The 15382-nt window shown below is 63.6% G+C and carries 14 protein-coding genes; 5 read left to right on the forward strand and 9 right to left on the reverse strand.

Annotated elements, in window-relative coordinates; translation table 11 throughout:
* Positions 1-14: 14 nt before the first annotated feature.
* From EQG66_RS00630 to EQG66_RS00645, 4 genes are read right to left on the reverse strand one after another with little or no spacing between them, the layout of a single operon-like run.
* Entirely contained in the window at positions 15-668 is a 654-nt protein-coding gene (locus tag EQG66_RS00630) for a lytic transglycosylase domain-containing protein (protein ID WP_342775085.1), read from the reverse strand.
* A gap of 32 nt (positions 669-700) precedes the next feature.
* Positions 701-3676: a MobF family relaxase gene (gene mobF, locus EQG66_RS00635; RefSeq protein ID WP_129402617.1), complete on the reverse strand. Its 2976-nt coding sequence runs from the start codon at positions 3674-3676 to the stop codon at positions 701-703.
* Positions 3673-5751 (reverse strand): type IV secretion system DNA-binding domain-containing protein, encoded by a 2079-nt coding sequence (locus tag EQG66_RS00640; protein WP_129402618.1) that lies wholly within the window; start codon positions 5749-5751, stop codon positions 3673-3675. The genes mobF and EQG66_RS00640 overlap by 4 nt, the downstream gene beginning before the upstream one ends.
* Positions 5748-6059 (reverse strand): CopG family transcriptional regulator, encoded by a 312-nt coding sequence (locus EQG66_RS00645; protein ID WP_245987753.1) that lies wholly within the window; start codon positions 6057-6059, stop codon positions 5748-5750. The genes EQG66_RS00640 and EQG66_RS00645 overlap by 4 nt, the downstream gene beginning before the upstream one ends.
* A 534-nt stretch (positions 6060-6593) precedes the next feature.
* Between EQG66_RS00645 and EQG66_RS00650 the strand changes: the two genes are divergently transcribed.
* Positions 6594-6878 carry a hypothetical protein gene (locus EQG66_RS00650; protein WP_129402620.1) on the forward strand — a complete coding sequence of 95 codons (285 nt, stop codon included), beginning with the start codon at positions 6594-6596 and terminating at the stop codon, positions 6876-6878.
* A 164-nt stretch (positions 6879-7042) separates the two neighbouring features.
* On the opposite strand, the gene EQG66_RS00655 is transcribed toward EQG66_RS00650, so the two are convergent.
* The 4 genes from EQG66_RS00655 to EQG66_RS00670 form a co-directional block, all read right to left on the reverse strand.
* Complete coding sequence (locus EQG66_RS00655; protein WP_129402621.1) at positions 7043-8026, reverse strand: DUF2493 domain-containing protein; 984 nt, start codon at positions 8024-8026, stop codon at positions 7043-7045.
* 388 nt (positions 8027-8414) lie between these two features.
* Positions 8415-8756 (reverse strand): hypothetical protein, encoded by a 342-nt coding sequence (locus tag EQG66_RS00660; RefSeq protein WP_129402622.1) that lies wholly within the window; start codon positions 8754-8756, stop codon positions 8415-8417.
* 243 nt (positions 8757-8999) lie between these two features.
* Entirely contained in the window at positions 9000-9998 is a 999-nt protein-coding gene (locus EQG66_RS00665; RefSeq protein WP_129402623.1) for an SLOG family protein, read from the reverse strand.
* 89 nt (positions 9999-10087) lie between these two features.
* Positions 10088-10549 carry a DUF736 domain-containing protein gene (locus EQG66_RS00670; RefSeq protein ID WP_129402624.1) on the reverse strand — a complete coding sequence of 154 codons (462 nt, stop codon included), beginning with the start codon at positions 10547-10549 and terminating at the stop codon, positions 10088-10090.
* A 206-nt stretch (positions 10550-10755) separates the two neighbouring features.
* Between EQG66_RS00670 and EQG66_RS00675 the strand changes: the two genes are divergently transcribed.
* The 4 genes from EQG66_RS00675 to EQG66_RS00690 all read left to right on the forward strand — a co-directional run bounded on the left by EQG66_RS00675 (position 10756) and on the right by EQG66_RS00690 (position 13897).
* A complete protein-coding gene (locus tag EQG66_RS00675; protein WP_129402625.1) occupies positions 10756-10947 on the forward strand; it encodes a hypothetical protein in 192 nt (63 codons plus the stop codon).
* Positions 10948-11322: 375 nt separating this feature from the next.
* Positions 11323-11595: a hypothetical protein gene (locus tag EQG66_RS00680; RefSeq protein WP_129402626.1), complete on the forward strand. Its 273-nt coding sequence runs from the start codon at positions 11323-11325 to the stop codon at positions 11593-11595.
* A 33-nt stretch (positions 11596-11628) separates the two neighbouring features.
* Positions 11629-13146, forward strand: a complete 1518-nt coding sequence (locus EQG66_RS00685; RefSeq protein ID WP_129402627.1) for a hypothetical protein — start codon at positions 11629-11631, stop codon at positions 13144-13146.
* Between the two features lie 10 nt (positions 13147-13156).
* On the forward strand, positions 13157-13897 hold the full coding sequence (locus EQG66_RS00690; RefSeq protein ID WP_164975549.1) for a glutathione S-transferase N-terminal domain-containing protein: 741 nt from the start codon (positions 13157-13159) through the stop codon (positions 13895-13897).
* 23 nt (positions 13898-13920) lie between these two features.
* On the opposite strand, the gene EQG66_RS00695 is transcribed toward EQG66_RS00690, so the two are convergent.
* Positions 13921-15375, reverse strand: a complete 1455-nt coding sequence (locus EQG66_RS00695; protein ID WP_129402629.1) for a DUF4139 domain-containing protein — start codon at positions 15373-15375, stop codon at positions 13921-13923.
* Positions 15376-15382: the final 7 nt, after the last annotated feature.

Raw genomic sequence — 15382 nt, forward strand, 5'->3', positions numbered from 1 at the left:
CCGGGGACACAGTCTCAACTTGATCCGCCCGAAACAGTACCAAAGCCATGATATTGCACTTTGGGGTCGGTAGCCCGGCGTTCGTCTTGTGCGGGTTTCAGCGGAACATTCGCTGAAGCCTGATCACGAGCAACCGGCCTAACGAACAGGCCGCGCCCGAACCGCCGCTGCATATGCCGGGCGACGCTCAGGGCGTAGCGGCGCTGCCGCCAAGCGGTCGGGCTGTGGTAGACGCCGACCGCCTTCCAGAAATCCCCCGTTGTCCGCAGCGCCGACAGGAATATCCATCGCGCGGCCCCTGCATTGAAGCAGGGATCGGACGTCAGCCAGGTGCGGACTTCCACCTGCGAACGCCCGACAAGGGCGGAAAGCTTCGGCACCCACCAGCTGTTGATCTGCAATGGCCCCAGGTCGTGCGAACCATTGGTGTTGCGCACCTGGGCGCCGATCCACCCTCCTTCCTGGTCGCGCAGGCCCCAGAGCGTCTTTTCAAGCCAGGGATGGCCGTCAGCCGCCTGACGAATGCACTCGGCCAGCCGCACTTCCCCCTGCGTGCCGCCACGTGCCTGTGCCTGGATCGGCATCATGAAGGAAAGGCCGGCACAGATGATGGGAATGATCGTTCGTCCGCGAGACGCAAATTCGGGCATTGAGGGAGAAGTCTTCATCGCGATATGCCTTTTGCAGTGGTGAAGACCGATCACCGTTCCGGGCCGTGATCGGTTTGATGGTGGGGTTGGGGTTGATGTTCCTGTCGATCGGGAACCGGCTCGGGTTGACTTGCCGACTTTGACGGGCGCGCCACTTCGGGTTCGGTCCGGCGATCCAAAGCGGACCGCAGAATACGGTCGAGAAAATCGCCGATGCCGCGCGCGCTTTCGGCAAGGCGCTCGCCCAGACCGTCCGGCGGCCGATTGCGATCGAATTGGCGCTCCATCACGCGTTCGCGTCGTTCCTGACGGAGATGCTGCTGCTCGTCCCGCTCCTGGTCCAGCCGGTCGGCATGGCGATCGGCATAGGCGCGCGCAGAATCCTTCGTGAGCCGCCCCAGCCCTTCGAGCGCCGAGGTCTTCTCGCCCGAGCGCGATTCCAGCTTTTCGACGAGGCGCTTCTCGTCCTCGGTCCAGAGCTTCACTCCGAGCCGGGCGCGGGTGATCGCGGTGTAGTAATTCTGGCCGTTGACCAACGAAGAATTGACCGGCGCCAGCACATAGACGCGGGCATAGGTCTTCGACTGCGCCGAATAGACCGTCTCGGAATAGCCATGATCCCAGGTCTTGTGCTCGGCGAGATCGACAGTCTGCACCCGCTCGCCCCGGTCCCAGCGGATCGCGGCAAGGGTTCCCTCGAGCTTCTCGACCGTCCCGCGCTCGGCATTCTTGAGGTCGAGGTCCTTGTTTACTAGCCGCCACTGAATACGATCGCCCTCGGCCAAATCGCGTTCTTCGCGGTTGAACACATTGATATGGCGCGCGCTGCCGAGCCTCGGGTCCCAACGGATGATCCGGCCATGCTCGTCGGCAAGGCGGACAATCTGGCGGCCATTGGCATCACGGCCGACACCGACTACGCGATATTCGGTGTCACGTACCAACCCCGCCCCGGCGAGATCGCGCGAAAACGTCACAACCTGCCCACCCGAGTAGAACCGCGCGAACTGCTTTTCCTCGGCGCTCATGCCGGCGGGCGTCAGTACGGAAAGGCGCGTATCCTCGGCGGCGATCGCGCTCTCGGATTTGAGCGTTTCGCGGATTTTCGTGTTGACGATGAGCCGGGTGGCATTCTCAAGGACAAGGATATTGGTGGTCGCGCGCGTCTCTGGCTTGAGGCGGGTCCATTCGGCGACGAGTCCCTTCGCCAGCGTTTCGGCGTCTGCACCACTTGTCACCTTGTCGAGCCTGGCCAATGACGCGGTATAGTTTTCAGCGCGTGCCTCGGTGACCGCGGCCTTCATCGCGCGAGTTTCCTGACGCATCGATTCGGTGAGCTCTGCGGTCGGCAGTCCCAACTTCTGCATCAGCCAGAAGGGTTTGCCCTGCTCGATCGCGCCGGTCTGCCGGTTGTCACCAAGCAGGATCATCCGCGCGCCGGTCTCGCGGCTGATTTCCAGGAGGCGCTGTGCCTGGCGGTTGCCCAATTGCCCGGCCTCATCGACCAGCAGGACATGGGACCCGGTGATGCCATGTCCGCCGCCGGCGAGCAGGCTGGCAACGGTGCGCGACGGGACACCCGCCCCCTCCCCGAGATTGGCGGCGGCGGACGAAGTTGGCGCAAGCGCGAGGAACTCCCTGCCCGATCCCGCAGCTTCCGCCAGAACCCGCATCAGCATCGATTTGCCCGCACCGGCGACGCCGTGAAGCCCGGTCGCCCGATCCGTCGCTGTGGCGAGCGTGACCAGCGCTGCCTCCTGCGCCGGGGTGAGTCCGGCACCTTCCAGCACGGCCAGCAGCCGATCGGACGAAGCGATCGGCCGGGCATCGCCCAGCGCCAGGGCCAGTTCGCGGACCAGCGACTGTTCGAGCCGGGCGCTGCGCCGCGTCGTGCGGCCCCGGGTCAGGGTGCGATCGCCTGTCGGCTCGCGGGTGACGAGGAGTTTCCGGCGCGCTTCATGGCCGTCGATCAGGGGGCGGACGTCGCCAAGTCGCACTTCACCGACATGGCTCGCCAGAGCATGGCGATAGAGCGTGCCGAGGTTCGACACCGCTTCGCGGGTTTCGGCATGGCGGATGCCGAACAGGGCGGCTCGGTTTGTCGTAAGGGGGGCAAGTGCGATCCCCTCCCCTTCCCGGTCGGCTGCCTTTAGCTGGACCTTGGTGAGATCCTCGGCATAGGGGCGGGCGCGTTCGGTCCATTGGCCTTTGAGTTCATCGAGCCCGACCTTCACTTTGGCCCCGCGCGTTTCGTAGAACGACGCACGGCGCGCCGCCTGCCCGGAGAGGCCATGTTCCTTCGCATGGTCCTCGATCTGCTCGGCGCGCTGGGAGGTTTCGCGAATGAAATCCTTGGGCACGCCGGTGATCTCGAACAGTCCTCGACGGGGATCAAAGTCGATTTCGAAGCCCTGTTCCCGCAAATCACCCGCCAGCTCGTTCCGGTAGACCTGCCCCGCTACAATCTGCTCGGCGTACATGGCCCGGGTTTCCAGGCTCGCCATCGGCGCCCCCGCTTCCCCGTTGGTCATGTTGAGAACGACGACATGGGTGTGGAGATGCGGGTCAAGCTCGCGGCTCGCATGCTCGGTGAAGCGCGCGAACAGCAACCGCCCGGTCGTCTCGTGGACGATCTCGCCATTGTCGCGTCGACGCAGCGCGGCATGCTCCTCGAGATAGGACAGAGCGGTTGTGACCGCGCGCTCATGCGCTGCGATGATCCGATCGTCGCCCGCGACCAGCGCCATGATCGACACCGACTTGGGGGCATTGACGGCGAAGTCCCAACCGGGGTGATGCTGGATTTCGCCGCCCACACGGTGACGGCCGAGTTGCTGGCCGGCAACGCGGCCGGCGAGTAGTTCGGCGAAGATCCGGGGATCGACCTTGCCTTCAAGCCCCAGCTCGGGCGCGAGAGCACCGCCCCATAGGCTCGGTTCATCCCCGCCCTTGGTGTAATAGTCGCCCACCGTATAGTAGCGGGCGATATTGGCGGAGGTGCCCTTGAGGCGGCGCGGGTGGATCATGCCGGTTTCGCCTTGCGGGCGGGACCGTCGGTCCGATCATAGACATCGAGCTCAATGCGGCGATGGCCGCGACGAGCCCCAAGCGTGAAGTCCTGCACCGGCCGCGGCGGTTCCGGTGGATGGGTGGAAGACGACTCATTTTGCGGAGCTTCCCCGGCACCGCCTGTATCCTCAGCTCCCTCAGGCGGCGGCGCAAACAGGTCGGTCTGCGGCGCGGGTTCGTCCGATTTCCCGCTGACCTTGCGCTTTGGCTTCGATCGAGGAGTTGGTGCTTTCGTGCTCGGCTCGGTAGCTGCTCCCCCTTCTCCCTCACCATTGATCGCCGCGATGATCGCACGGCCTTCGGTATTGCGAACCGGCGGCGTGTCGCGCTCGATAAAGGCTTCGGCGACAGTATCGACGGTGTTGAACCTGTCCTCGAACCGCACCACGGGGAGGCTGCGCCCGAACCTGAGATAGCCGCAGAGATTGGGAAGATTGGTGACCTCTGTGTGCATGACCAACGGCCGGGTCACCTGCATGCGGCTGAGGTTCACCCCGTCGCGCATGTCGTTGACGCCGTAGGACATGCCTTCGTTTGCCTCGACCTGCTCGACCTGGCCGAGATTCTCCGAGACATGCTTGGCGGTGGGGGTGTCGTTGGCGCGTAGTGCCACCCAGGTCGAGCAATAGCCGGTGATCGCGGCCGCATCCTGGATGCCGTAGGTCGCTTCCAGTTGCGGGTAAGACTGAAACCCCAATATGCCGCAGCCGCCATATTTGCGCGCGCGGGCGAGAAAGTCCGACAACGAGGGCAGTTTCTGGAGCGTCGGCAGTTCGTCGATGACGCAATAGAGCCGCCGCTTGCGATCGGGCGCGAGGCTCATGATCGCCGAGATGGCGATGTCGAGCCAGACGGTGATCAAGGGACGCAGCGAGGGCAGCTGGTCGGCCTTGACCGTGATGAACAGCCAGTTGTCACCGTCCTCGTTTGCCACCCAATCGCGGATCGACAGGCCTTTCGTGGTGTCGTCGAGATAGGAGAAGCTCCTCATCACCGAAGCGAGCTCGGCCTGGATGCCGGCCGAGGTGCGCTCGCCTTCGAGGCTGATGAAGGCTGCCGCATCGGTGCCCGCGGCGAAGGCGGCCAAGTCCTTCAATTTGGAACGCAGCAGGCGATCCAATAGCACCGAGACCAGCATCTCTCCCTCGCGCGCGAGCTTGCGCAGGACAGCGACCAGCGTGCCGCGCGAGGCCTTGGCCCAGAAGGGATCGCCGTGCTTTTCAGGGATCGTCGATTCCGCGATCTGGTCATAATGATAGTCGCGCGGCACGTCGCCCCAGGGCGACCACTCCGCAGTGCGGCAGTCGAGCGGATTGAGGATGATGTCCTTGCCGGGGCGGTAGAATTTTTCGACGAAGGTGCCGGCGGTATCATAGACGATCGCCCGCTTGCCCTTCTTCCGGATGCCTTCGAGCATCTTGATGATGAGGTTGGTCTTGCCGGTGCCGGGCGCGCCGCACAGGAGGATGTGTTCGGGCTCGAAGGCGTCGGGAACGGGTACGCCGCCGATCTTGAAGCTCCCCTTCTTCTGCCGCCAGAGCGCGCGTTTGACTTGACTCACGGTGCCGAAATGGGCCCCACGGATATATTCGTTGGAGCCCAGGCCTCTCCCCGTCCGGGTGAACGAGAACCAGGCGATGCCGAGTGCGACAAGCGCGAAGGCCCCCGACAGGATCGCACCGTGGATCAGGTAGAGCTCGAAGCTGTGGAGGGTCTTCTTCGCGAGATCGGAGGCGACCAGCCAGTCGGCCGAGGTCCAGTATTGTTGCCCCGCCGGGGTCTTGAACAGCACCGGATCGTTGGTGCCGGGCGCGGCGTCGGCCTTGAAGCTCGCCTCGACCAGTTTGGTGAGGACATAGCGTTCGTAGTCGGTGGACTTTTCGAGGGCATACCAGATGATCCCGATCACCCAGATCACCAGCCCGGCGGTGACAGTCTGGAAGAAGACCTGGGTGGTCATGCGGACATTGTGAACGATCGACTGGCCACCGCGCGTCCAGCTTCCCAGCGTGTCGTTGCGGAAGATGCTCATGACCGCACCTCCCGGTCCTGCTCCGGTCCGAGCAGGCCCCGCTCCTTTAGGACTGCCGTGGCATCCGCCATCCCCCGCTCGAGCACCTTCGGAGAGCGTTCGCCGATCGAGGTTGCAACCAGCGTCAGTATCTGGATGCAGATGCCGAGCAACTCATCCTGCGAGGAATAGATATAACGCCCGCGCGGATCGGCGGCCTGGACGAGGATCGACCGGACAAAGTCGGAGAGGGAGAGATTGGCGCCCTGGGCGCGGCGCTGCAGCGCCAAGTAAAGGGTGTCGTCCACCCGGACTGATATTCTGTGCATGCCGTTGCTCCAGTGAGGAGCCCGGCGACAGAATGTCATGAAGCAGGGCCTTAATAGCGCAAAGCCCTGCAAAACTCAAGAAAATCGGTTGTCCGCCATGGCACCCGGGTCAAAGCCGCGGAAATCCGCGACTTCGGCCGAGCCCTTTCTCGTCCGGGGTGACATGGGTGCCAGAAGCCGTGTCCAGCGGGTGCCATGGCACCCATATCAAGCCTCTGATTACGCGCGGTAAATCCGCGCAGCACCCGTGCGTACGGTGCATTACAATACGGCCACGGCCGTGCGTCCTTTCTTGCGCAGCGACTTGATCGCTGCGTCGCCTCGACCCGGAAGGGGCGCGGCCCTTACCCGGCACGGGGAAGGCTCTGTTCTTCCCACCGGCGGCACGCCGGTGAGCTCATTCCGGTGCCGCAAAATTATCAGCGATGACGTCATGATGCCTCCTTGATTTGCACCCCGATCCGGGGATTGCGAACGACTTCAAATCCCCCGATATTGGGGACGGCGGGCAGACCATCTCGAAGGACGATGGACATGCCCAAGATGACCGACAGAGAACGCCTCGCCGACCTCGAAGCGCGCCAGCGCAAGATGGGCGAAGAGGTGGAAAAGGCCCGCCGCGCGCTGCGCGGCAAATATGCCGCGATCGTTCCCGAGCTGGCGGTGGAGACCCTCACCGAGCGCGAATTCCGCGATCTCGTTGTCGCCGCAATCCGGGTGGGAGGCGCCGCCGCGATTGCCGCGCTCAAACCCCTGCCCGAAAGCACCGACACTCCAAAACCGCCCGCGAAGCGGGTCCCTGCGACGAGCATGGCGTAGCCACGCGCAGGAGGCCGCTGCCATCATCAATGGCAGCGCATCGGCCCCGCGACGGGTGCCGAGCCGAAGGCTCGCCGCATCCCTGAGCGGGGACGACATCAACGCCAGCAAAAAAGAAGGACCGGCCGAGCCGAAGCCCGACCGGTCCCGCTTTCCTCACCTGCTCACGCTGCCTCCCGCCCCGTCCGCTGATCCTTCAGGGCAAAGAAATGCGCCGGCACCCCCTTCGCCCTCACCTCGCGGGCGAGATGAGACTGAAGCCCCGAACCTTCGCAAACGATCGCTTCCACCGGACGCAGCGCGAGGAGCTGTTCGTTGCGCGCGAACCCAGCCCGCTTGCCCAGGCGCCGGTCCAGCGTGAAGGCGATGAGCATGGTGCCGGTCCGCGCCGCCCAGGCTGCCGCGATCGCGTCGCAGCCCTTGTCCTGCGCGGTCGTCGCCAGCACCATCGCCGGGATCCGGGCCTTCACCGCATCGAGCCGTTCGGTGATGAGCGCGTGGTCCTCCCAGACCTGTCCGCCCGAAAAGATCACCACCGGGCCTTGCGGGCTATGCGCATCGGCCCGGCGCTGCCTGCGCGCGGCGAGGAAATCCTGCGCCGCGATCACCGAAGCGGTGCGCTTGGAGGAGACCAGCGATCCGCGTGGGCTGGACCAGGGCTGGCCGGTCTCGGCAAGGTAGGTATCCGCAGCATGGTCCCGCATGCAGGCGACCGCCTCGCGCGCTTCGTCGAGCGACTGGCAGAGGAGCTGGGCTTCCTCCAGTTCGGCCATCATCACCTCGCTCCCGTCGGCGCTGCGGATCAGCTCCTTGATCTTGAGCGTGGCTTTGTCGGCTTCCCCGTCGAGCTGCTCCGCGACCTTGTGGAAGCTGTGGACGATCCCCCAGGCAAGCCGTCCGGCAATGCTTTCCATCCGGGTGTCGCGCAGCACGTCGAACATGGTGCGCACCAGCATCTCGGTAGCAAGCTGGGCTTCGGTCGCGTCCGGCATATCCGAGGTCAGCTCCTCCTCGCCCATCCCGATCCGGCTCGTATCGAGCCCCGCCTCGAACGCCGAGCTGAAGCTGTCGCTGGTCGTCATCGTCTCGGCCGCGATGAGGTCGGCGATTTCTGAAAAGTCACGGATTGTGCGGTTTACCTTGGTCATGCCTGCCTCCTTGAATTGACTGAAAAGAGGCATTTCCAAAGGCACGGGCTGTGAGCGCCGGGGTCAAGGATCGCGAAGCGACCGCGTCAGCGGCGATGGGGGTCACGATTTTCTTTGGCGGCCACCAAGGCTGGAGAGGACGCACTGTCGCCCGATCCGCCAAAGAAAATGGTGGGGCCCCGTCGTCCTTGAGGCCGGTGCTGTCCCCGTGCCACACTCGGACTTGTTGTAGAGAGAATTATACACCACCCTCGCCCCACGCACCCGAGGGACAACGCGGGCTCGATGCCCGTGTCGTCCCTGTTGGCACCGCGCAACATGGGCTGGAATAACGCACCGCCACAAACCACAGACCGGACGCGCCGGTCAGGACTACCGCTTTGGGTGGTTAGCCGCCGTTTCGCTTCAGGTGATTATTGATAAGCCAGAGGTGCAGCATGTAGACCGCGACGAATATCCCCCCCATGAAGAGGGTGACCGGAATTTCAAAGCCTTCCTGGCCGGGGCGTGGTGACACGAAGAGCGTCAGGGCGACCGTGACCCAAATGATGGGAATCGCCAGTGCAGGAATGAACGCCAAAGCAAAACGGCGAGGTGCGGTCCAGGTCACTTTGCCGTCCAAAAACCATTGCATAGGCAGACGCGGTTGGTCGGCAAATCGGTCGTTGGCAAGGAACGACATCCGCATCAGGATCGCGGTTGCGATTAAGCCGATAACTATCTGTGCCATTCAAACATCCTTCGTCGGCACGAATAGCATTTCGGCCCATTATCGCAAATGGAGGGGACTGAATTCCAGATTGGAGTGTTCCCAGCCACCGATATTCATCTGTGCAATCCATGCGGCGGCACGGGGGATCCCTCAAACAAAAATAGGCCGGCGCGCGGTGATCGCGCCCGGCCCAGGACCATCATAATCAAACTTAAACGGTGGTGGAGTCGCTCCTTCCCACCCCGCACCAATAAGGAACGATCAGGCGCGCATACGCCGCACCGCCGTATCGGCCACCTGGTCGACCTTGCGGAAGGCATGGATCGGGACATTGGCTTGCCGCAGCGTCTGGTAGAGATTGGCCTGCAATCCCGATCCTTCGCAGAGCAGCGCCTCGACCGGCTGCAATTCGGCGAGCTTTCGGTTGCGCGTAAAGGCGGTCTTGCGGCCGTTGCCGTAGAGCCCATAGGCAACCAGTGGCACATTGTTCTCCGCCCGCGCCGCCCAGGCCGCCGCGATCGCGTCCGCCCCCTTGCGCTGCCCGGTCGTCACCAAGGTCATATGCGGAATGCGCACCTTGATCTCGTCGAGCTTGGCCCAGAGCGTTTCCCAGTCGTGCCATTGGGCAGGCCCCGAAAAGACCACGATGGGGCCGCGCGGCGAATGCTTCTCACGGGCGGCGAGTTCCCGTGCCCGCAGGAAATCGAGCGCGGCGATCTGGCTGGCGCTCGATGCCGAAGACGCCTTGCTGCCGCGCGCCGGCGACCAGGGCCAGCCCGACTGCACCCGGTACATCTCGGCGGCATAGTCGCGCATGCATTCGACGGCTGCACGCTGTTCGGCGGTCGACTGACAGAGCAACTGTTTCTCCTCGAGCTCGTTGTTGTAGATCTCGCTCATGTCGGGATTGCGCGCGAGATCGCCGACTTCCATCGCCAGCGCATCCTCGCGGCGTTCCAGCTTGCCCGCGACGAAATGGAAGCTGTTGACGAAGCCCCAGGCAATTTCGGCGGCGAGCGGTTCGAGCCGCGTGCCGGTGAACAGGTCGAAGATGGTGGCGACGATGCCGCCGCATTCGGCCTGCGCCGCGAAGGGCTCGGGCATCTCATATTCCCCGGGCTGTTCACCCGGTTCGACAATGGACAGGGCAAGCGGATCGCCGAACGCCGCCTGGAATTCAGGAGTGGCGGTCATTTCGGCATAGAGGGTCTTGAGGTCGGCGAAGCGCCCGACGCTGGGGGATTTGACGGTGCTGGTCACGGTGACGGCCTTTCAGAATCTGGGAGAAGAAAAGAAAAAGGCCGGAGGCGCATGCGCACCCCCGGCCCTTCCCGGCTTGCCGTTGCGGATCAGAACGGCAGGTCTTCGCCTTCCTCGGCTCCCGCGCCCATCAGCGCGCCGTCGGCGCCTGCGGTGCTGCCGCCAAAGCCTTCCTGTGTGCGCTCGTCATACGAACGCTGCGAGGTGCCGAACCCGCCCGCGAACTCGGCGCGAACGGTCTCGCGCCGCCATGCGATGGTGTAACCGCCATCCTCGGTCGGGAACAGCGCGACGGGCAGCGGCTCGGGCAGGCCCGGATCGTCGACCGAGCCCGCGAGGAAGGTTTCGCCGGTCTTCTTCGAGAAGGCTTCCCACAGCGCCCCGATCTGCACCCAGCGCCGGGCGACGTTGAGCGCGAGGATCTCATAGACCGGCGCTCGGTCGCTCGCGCTGTCGACCTTGCGCAGGCCAATGCGCGGCAGGTCGATGGTGCGCGTGGCGATCGAGCCCGTGAGGCGGCCGTTGACGTTGCGGATTTCACCAATGTTCATGATCTTCACTCCTAGACGATGTCGCTCTCGAACCATTTCTTCGCGACACCATCTTCAAACCCCCTCTTCTCTGGTATCCCGCCCCCGCGGCCCGCACCGCGCGTGGCCAGGCGCGCTCCCCTTTCCGCATGCGCCGCTCCTCATCCCACCGCCCGCGCGGCCGCGATTGGCTGGCGTTCAAACCGCGCCATGGATATGATGCGGTCATGGACTCGACAACGCTCCGCACCGTGGCCGAGCTCGCGCGCAAGCGCGCCGCACGCGGCTGCTCGGGCGCGCAAGGCGATGGCATGATGCGGCTGGGCGCTGCGCGCGCCCTCAACCAGCTCGCCGCCGATCTTGAAGCCAGCGCGAGTGCATGCGACCCCCGCCCCACCTCCCGACGCTCCCGCGCCTGATCCCGGCACCGTCGCCACGCGCGAGCGCGCGTCCCTCACCTCCTTGCGAACCCGAAGGGCCGAGATTCGGCGTAGCCGAAGCTCGGTCGGAGCGGCGCAACGCGCTGCGGAGATAGAGCGCGGTGCCCGCGCAGCGGGCAGCCGCCCACCCTCAATTCGCTATCCCCATCGACCAAGCTCGTCTTGAAAATCGCGGTTTCCACACCAAATCCGCGAACGAAAAAGGAACAATGGCTTGTTTTGGGCGTTCTTTCTTGCGTCAGGCACCGAACTCTGGTCGGTAAGCGAAGGTCGCGGACGGCGAGCGGCAAAATCCGCAGCCGGAAGGGGGCAAAGCTTCCAGTACGTCCAGACAACGGATACGATTGGAATGACATGACTGATTTCATCACGGCCGTCGGGGTGACGGTCTTTGGGGGTCTCGCAGTCTTCTCGCTGCTCAGCATTCTTCGCGTGTGGAAGAGTGGCTCTCGGGTTGCGGACGATGTTGCGAAGTCGGGCTTCGACCGCCGCGCCTGGTGGAACGGCGCGCTTCCGCCTCAGGGACCTGGCTCGACCATATCGGTCGCTGCGGGTGTGCGCGCACGCGCAACGAAAACCGGCCTCAAGGTAGTGCCGACCAGAACGCTTTCACGCGAAATTCTTTAACGGGTTCGCACCCGCACTGAGGGGAGTGCGCCCGTGTATCCATGGGAAACGGCTGAAGCCGCTTGGGTCGGCTGGATACCGACTGTATCCGGGCACCTGTCCTTCAGTCTCATCGGCAACCACGCGGATGAAGCGGGACATGTTGTCCTGAACGGCGACAAGCCTCGCCCTGATGGCCGCGTGGTCTTGGTCAAGCAGCACCGGCGTAACAAGGACTTCGGCTACTGGTCCTGGATCGCCGAGCAGGTTCTCAAGGACACCGCCCAGGACTATGTGCTGATTGGGCATACGGAAGCTGCAGCGCGCCCCGAGTTCGATCCAAGAACCGGCAGGCTCACCTCCATCTCCGACGCGCGAGGCTGCCTGCGGGGGACGATATACTGGCTCCCCTATGATGAGGACAAAGAGCACCGCAACCAACTGCGGACGGCGCTCTCCGATCTCGCAGCGGAATCTCAGCGCATCGGACGTCTGTTTGAGGCACAGGCCCAGGCAGCCTTGGACGAGATCGAGCCTTGGACAAGAGCAAGGTTCGATCCCTTTGTTGCTGAATTGAAAGCAGAGGACGGCACCAAAATCCGCCGGGCGCTGAAATTCGAATTTGCACTGTTCCGAACGGGAGAATGCCGTCTCTGGTACGACCACAACCATGTCGACGTCGAAGCCCTGCACGAGATCGCACGGCAGATATTCTACTTTCTGAAGGCGATCGCGCACGCGCATTCCCACCATGGGGAAGAAGCCGACCAGATGATCCATCTGGCGCGGACCAAGCCAGGCCTCCACCAAGACCCGAAAAGCAACGAAACTGGCTGGCGTAACGAAACCCAGTGGGGCCTCTCGCGTGTCTTCGAACAATTGCATCGCAAGACGGGACTCATGTCCCAGCGCCGGTCGCTCGGTGTTCTCGCCTATGCCGATGCGTTCCAGGCATCCCTTTCGCGGGTGATGCGGACTCCGGGCGAGGAAGATGTGTTCGAAGAGGATGTCAACGTCGCCCTCTACGACAACAAGCATCGCCGGGACTCGGTCAATGCCCTCATCGAATATCACTCGTTCAAGGCAACGGTTGCGACGCAGATCTATGCGCTGGCGATCACCATCCTGTTCGCCAGCGCCGGACTTTGGTACGGCTTCGTGTCGATCCGGGAAACCCTGTGCAAGCAGGGAGTCGACATCTGCCTCGAACTGCAAGCGCGAAATTCGGCGTTCATGATCTCGCTTATCGTAGACTCGCCGATGACATTTTTCGCGTGTTCCGTGCTGTTCGCCATATTGCTGTTCAACATCGTGACGAAGGACTGGGAAGAGCCGCCGATCTTTGGAAAACCGCAGTCGCACTTTCTCCGGCCGATTTTCGCCATTTCCAACGGGATCGTTTCCAAATTCAACCTCAGCCCGGCATTCATCGTCATATTCGTTCAACTGACGCTGCTGGGCTTCTTCGTCTTCTCCATATTCATGATCTACCATATCCTGCAGTATCAGACTGAAATCAGGGCCTTCGCAGCGGAACTCACCGCAACGAAGCTCCTGCAGTGGCTGCCCTGAAGATTCATCTGTGACCGCAAACGAGGACCGCCGTCTGCTCCTCCTGACCCTGGCGCCTTCGCACTATTGCGAGCGGGCGCGCTGGGCGCTCGATCTGCAGGGAATTGTCTATGATGAGGAGCGACTGGCACCTGGCACTCACGCGCTGCGCGTCAAGCGCTTGGGCGCCTCAGCCACGTCGCTTCCATTGCTCCTGCTCGGCGACGGTTCGCTATGCCAGGGAAGCGACCGAATTTTAGACTGGACGGGCTTGCGAGGCGGAGACCCGGAAATTGAGCGCCGGCTTGAGCAGACGACGGCACCGCTCATTCGCCAGTGCCTCTACGCCGGGCTGCTGTCCGATCCGAAATCAGGCATTCGTGACGTGCTGCTGCGCGGCACGAATGCCCACCAAGCGACAATCGGACGGCTAACCTGGCCGCTGCTGCGGCGAATGATGGCCGCAGGCATGAATGCGCGGCCGCGTCTCCTGCCGGACCTGATCGCGCAAGTGGACCGCGAACTCGACTGGTTCGATCGAGTGCTCGCCGAGCGCGGCGATCATCTGGTCGGCCGAGAATTTGGCCGCGCCGACCTGACCGCCGCCAGCCTGCTGGCCCCCCTCGCCCTGCCGCATGTGGAACCGGTGAAAAGCCTCTCCGCAGGAATTCGGTGGCCGCATTCGCTTGCCCCTTTCCTTGCGGGCTGGTCGGATCGGCCGACCTTGGAATGGGTGCGCCGGATGTATCAGGCTCACCGAGCGCCACTGTGATGCGTGGCCAGCCGGCACGGTTATCAATCGATGTCGATCACCCGGTAACGAAGACGCGCCGCGCCGTTTGCCGGCACCCGGACCCTCCACACAGGTTTGCCGTATCTCTTCCCCAGCTTCACTGAAGCCCGTGCGATTCGATGGCCTTCGTCATCGATCGAGATCAGGCCTTCGAAATCGACGGGCCATGGATTGGCGTTTTGCACCGCCACCTCGCGATCTTCCCAATAGTGCTCATCGTCCGTATCGGTGCTGTCAGCGACCTCTTCCTGCCGGACGGTGACTTGCGTCGCGCTGCCAAGCTCGACCAGGATGTTCTCGGCAAGCGCGGAGTCGACCAGCACGCCTTCGCCAGCGAGAACCGGTCGGCCGCCATGCACTTCGAACAAAGCTAGCCTGCCGGCCGGCATCGAGATGCCTAGTCCATCGCTCTTGGTGTTCCGCATCCGCAGCATCTGAGTGGCCGGCGGCGTGTCGATGTCAGGACCGATATTCGCCTGATAGTAGATCGCCAGCCTGACGTTCGGTTTCACGAACATCGCGACCTGCTTCTGGGCGTTCGAGGCTATCGTCGTTGGCACGGGCAGGCGATAGAGTTTGAGGTCGCCCAGGCCTTCCTCGCTGGCGACCATGGATACGGGCACGTCCTGCAGACTCTCCGAACGCCGCCGCGCGGTGACGATGATCTCGCCCTCGCCACCACCTTCGCCGATCTGGCCATAGTATTTGAGGGCGGAGTAAGGGTTGCTTTCGTAGGGACCGAGATAGCAGTGATAGGTCAGTTCCTCTCCCTTGGAATTGCCCCAGGACGATCGACTTTCGCGATTAAGCTTGCCGCCGACCACCGCCGCCTGGGCATCGGCGAAACTCATCGGATCGCTACTGGCGAGCGTAACCCAGGCCAGAATGTCGGCGTGCCGGCCATCGGGCTTCATGTGGACGACGTAGTTGGTCAACCAGTCGAAACCCCAGGCAAGGTAGGACAGCGCCACGGTCGCGCGCATGGCCTTGGGAGAATCGACCTCAACCGACAGCGTAGGTTTGGCCATGAGCTCCAGCGGCACACCGTCATAGACCAGCGAATCCTTAAGCGAACCGCAGTTGGCCGCTTCGAACCCCGCACGCGTCTGGACGATCACGCTGCCTGCGGGACCGGAGCGGACGACAGCAGGCTCCTCGCGGACCTCGCCGGTTTTGGGATGTCGTCGCCGCAGGGCGACGGGTCTGCCAAGGCTGCGGGCATAGAGGCTGCCCGGTGACAGCAAATCGGCGTCGAGGTTTTTCTCATGCACGCCGCCTGGCAAACCGAGCACGATTGCGCTTTCGGGAAGCATGCCGCCGGCGACGCCCTCGAAGCGGACGACGGCCTCGCCCGCCGGCAGGTCGATGGTGCGGCGTTCCGTGATCAGAGCGTATCCGCGCAACCATTCCAGTTCCAGTTCCTCGCCTTCGCGGTCAGGGTCGCGGTAGATCGTCACGCCTAGC

It is taken from the genome of Sphingobium fluviale, assembly GCF_004122115.1.
GTDB classification, from domain to species: Bacteria; Pseudomonadota; Alphaproteobacteria; order Sphingomonadales; family Sphingomonadaceae; genus Sphingobium; species Sphingobium fluviale.

Coding starts and splice junctions, on each gene's coding strand:
- EQG66_RS00630 (WP_342775085.1), bottom strand. CDS start 668: ATGAAGACTTCTCCCTCAATGCCCGAATTTGCGTCTCGCGGACGAACG.
- mobF (WP_129402617.1), bottom strand. CDS start 3,676: ATGATCCACCCGCGCCGCCTCAAGGGCACCTCCGCCAATATCGCCCGC.
- EQG66_RS00640 (WP_129402618.1), bottom strand. CDS start 5,751: ATGAGCATCTTCCGCAACGACACGCTGGGAAGCTGGACGCGCGGTGGC.
- EQG66_RS00645 (WP_245987753.1), bottom strand. CDS start 6,059: ATGCACAGAATATCAGTCCGGGTGGACGACACCCTTTACTTGGCGCTG.
- EQG66_RS00650 (WP_129402620.1), top strand. CDS start 6,594: ATGCCCAAGATGACCGACAGAGAACGCCTCGCCGACCTCGAAGCGCGC.
- EQG66_RS00655 (WP_129402621.1), bottom strand. CDS start 8,026: ATGACCAAGGTAAACCGCACAATCCGTGACTTTTCAGAAATCGCCGAC.
- EQG66_RS00660 (WP_129402622.1), bottom strand. CDS start 8,756: ATGGCACAGATAGTTATCGGCTTAATCGCAACCGCGATCCTGATGCGG.
- EQG66_RS00670 (WP_129402624.1), bottom strand. CDS start 10,549: ATGAACATTGGTGAAATCCGCAACGTCAACGGCCGCCTCACGGGCTCG.
- EQG66_RS00675 (WP_129402625.1), top strand. CDS start 10,756: ATGGACTCGACAACGCTCCGCACCGTGGCCGAGCTCGCGCGCAAGCGC.
- EQG66_RS00680 (WP_129402626.1), top strand. CDS start 11,323: ATGACTGATTTCATCACGGCCGTCGGGGTGACGGTCTTTGGGGGTCTC.